The organism is Ilumatobacter sp., assembly GCF_049588435.1.
In the GTDB taxonomy this organism is placed as follows: domain Bacteria; phylum Actinomycetota; class Acidimicrobiia; order Acidimicrobiales; family Ilumatobacteraceae; genus Ilumatobacter_A.
Genome location: NZ_JBAVYV010000345.1, coordinates 1 through 1,951, shown reverse-complemented (window position 1 = coordinate 1,951; position 1,951 = coordinate 1). Strand labels below are relative to the sequence as shown.

Here is a 1,951-nt window from a genome sequence, read left to right as displayed (position 1 = left end):
TGCCGGTGGCCGCACCGTCGAGGTCGCCGCCGGCGACGTCGGTGGCCAGGTGCTTGCGGCAGGCCTCATCGACGAGGTGCGCATGGACGTCGTACCCGCCGTGCTCGGGTCCGGCAAGCGCTACTTCGGATCGGTCGACGCGCAGCACCTGTTGGAGGATCCTGACATCGTGATTCAGGGCAACCGGGTACTTCACCTGCGCCATCGCGTGCGCCGTTGACCGATCCCTCGAGATGGCCGCCGAGGTGCTGACCGACGCAAAGCGGTCGGGCGCCGACTGGGGCAACTCGATGATGCGCAACGGCGCCAATCGGTCCCAAGTCACCTGAGGTTCCGTTCTAGGTGTAGGCCGCGCCGACGTGCCTGCTTGCGTGAAGGCAACTTGCGCGAGAGCGACGCGCGAGCGCGACCTCGGGTCCTTACCGATTCGGCGTTGCGGCGCTCAGCTCTCGCGTACGGAACCGCGTCACATAACACTCGGCCCCTCGGCTGTCTTGGGTGCCCGTAAACGCCGGCTCGAGGGCGAGCAGAACAACGGAGCCATGCATCTCGTTGTCAAGCACAGAACCGGCAGGGAGGATGGTTGGTGGGTGCACCGGATGTGCGTGGGGCTCGATCACCGTTGAGCTTTCCACGTAGGTTCGGCGTCGTTCCCGACCTGGTCTGACTCGTGAACCGGCTGACGCTTTGCTGTCTTCAGAATGACTGGTCGGCCGTGTTCGGGAACGGCACCCACCGGTCGGGCGACGACTGAACTCGAGTACTGCTGGAACAGTTCTCGCAGCGATGCCGCCGTCCCGGCAGGTGCGTGCCAACCCATTCACAGCTACTGAAAAGGGATGGCAATGACCATCGTAGAGAATCCCACGATCACCGTCACCGGCGGCATCGACACCCATTCCGAGTTCCACGTCGCAGCCGCCGTCGACACCAACGGCGGCGTCCTCGGCGTCGAAACGTTTGACACCACCACCCACGGCTACCGCGAACTCGTCGCGTGGCTCGCAGGCTTCGGAACCATTCGCCTGGTCGGAGTGGAAGGAACTGGCTCCTACGGCGCTGGCGTGTGTCGGCATCTGGTCGGCAAAGGCATCGCGGTCGTCGAGGTCGACCGACCCAACCGACAGGCCCGACATCGCGCCGGCAAGACCGACTCCATCGACGCAATCGCAGCAGCCCGAGCAGCGCTGACCGGCACGGCGACGGGTGTCCCGAAGTCGCGGACCGGCAAGATCGAAGCAATCCGGGTGATCATGGTCGCTCGACGGTCGGCGGGCGACGAGTGGATCTCGATCATCAACCAGATGCGCCACCTCGTGTTCTGCGCGCCCGATGAGATCCGCGCTCGCTTCCTCGATCTGTCGCCAATCAAGTTGGCTCGCACGTGCGCAACGTTGCGACCGAGGCGAAGCGATGACGACATCGTGAGGTTCACCACCTTGTCGACGCTGCGGGAGCTGGGCCGCCGGGCGTTGTTCGTTCGCGAGCAGAAGGACCGGTTGAGCGCTGAGATGCGTCCGCTGATCAACGAGTTCGCACCCGCGCTGATCGAGATGAAAGGTGTCGGCTACGACACCGCCGCCAAGCTGCTGATCGCTGCCGGTGACAACCCACACCGCATCCGTTCCGAAGCTGCGTGGGCGCACCTCTGCGGTGTTGCGCCGATCCCGGCGTCGTCGGGCAAGACCCAACGCCACCGCTTGAATCGGGGCGGGAACCGGCAGGCGAACTCTGCGATCTACCGGATCATGCTGACCCGCATGGCCAACGACGAACGCACCCGCAACTACATCGCCCGGCGCAGCAGCGACGGCAAGACAATGGGTGAGATCGCCCGCATGTTGAAGCGCTACATCGCACGCGAGGTCTACAAGACCCTCCCGACCACGATCTGACCGCACTTCCTGTCGGTCGGGGTCTGGCTCTCTCGAACCGGCTCACACCATCAGGT

2 protein-coding genes are annotated in these 1,951 nt (G+C 64.8%); both read left to right on the top strand.

Annotated elements, in window-relative coordinates; translation table 11 throughout:
- The coding region (locus WBV89_RS13460) for a dihydrofolate reductase family protein (RefSeq protein WP_423981865.1) at positions 1–220 on the top strand (220 nt) is incomplete at its 5' end.
- A 625-nt stretch (positions 221–845) separates the two neighbouring features.
- Positions 846–1,895: an IS110 family transposase gene (locus WBV89_RS13455; protein ID WP_423981864.1), complete on the top strand. Its 1,050-nt coding sequence runs from the start codon at positions 846–848 to the stop codon at positions 1,893–1,895.
- The last annotated feature ends 56 nt before the right edge of the window (positions 1,896–1,951 follow it).

Coding starts and splice junctions, on each gene's coding strand:
- WBV89_RS13455 (WP_423981864.1), top strand. CDS start 846: ATGACCATCGTAGAGAATCCCACGATCACCGTCACCGGCGGCATCGAC.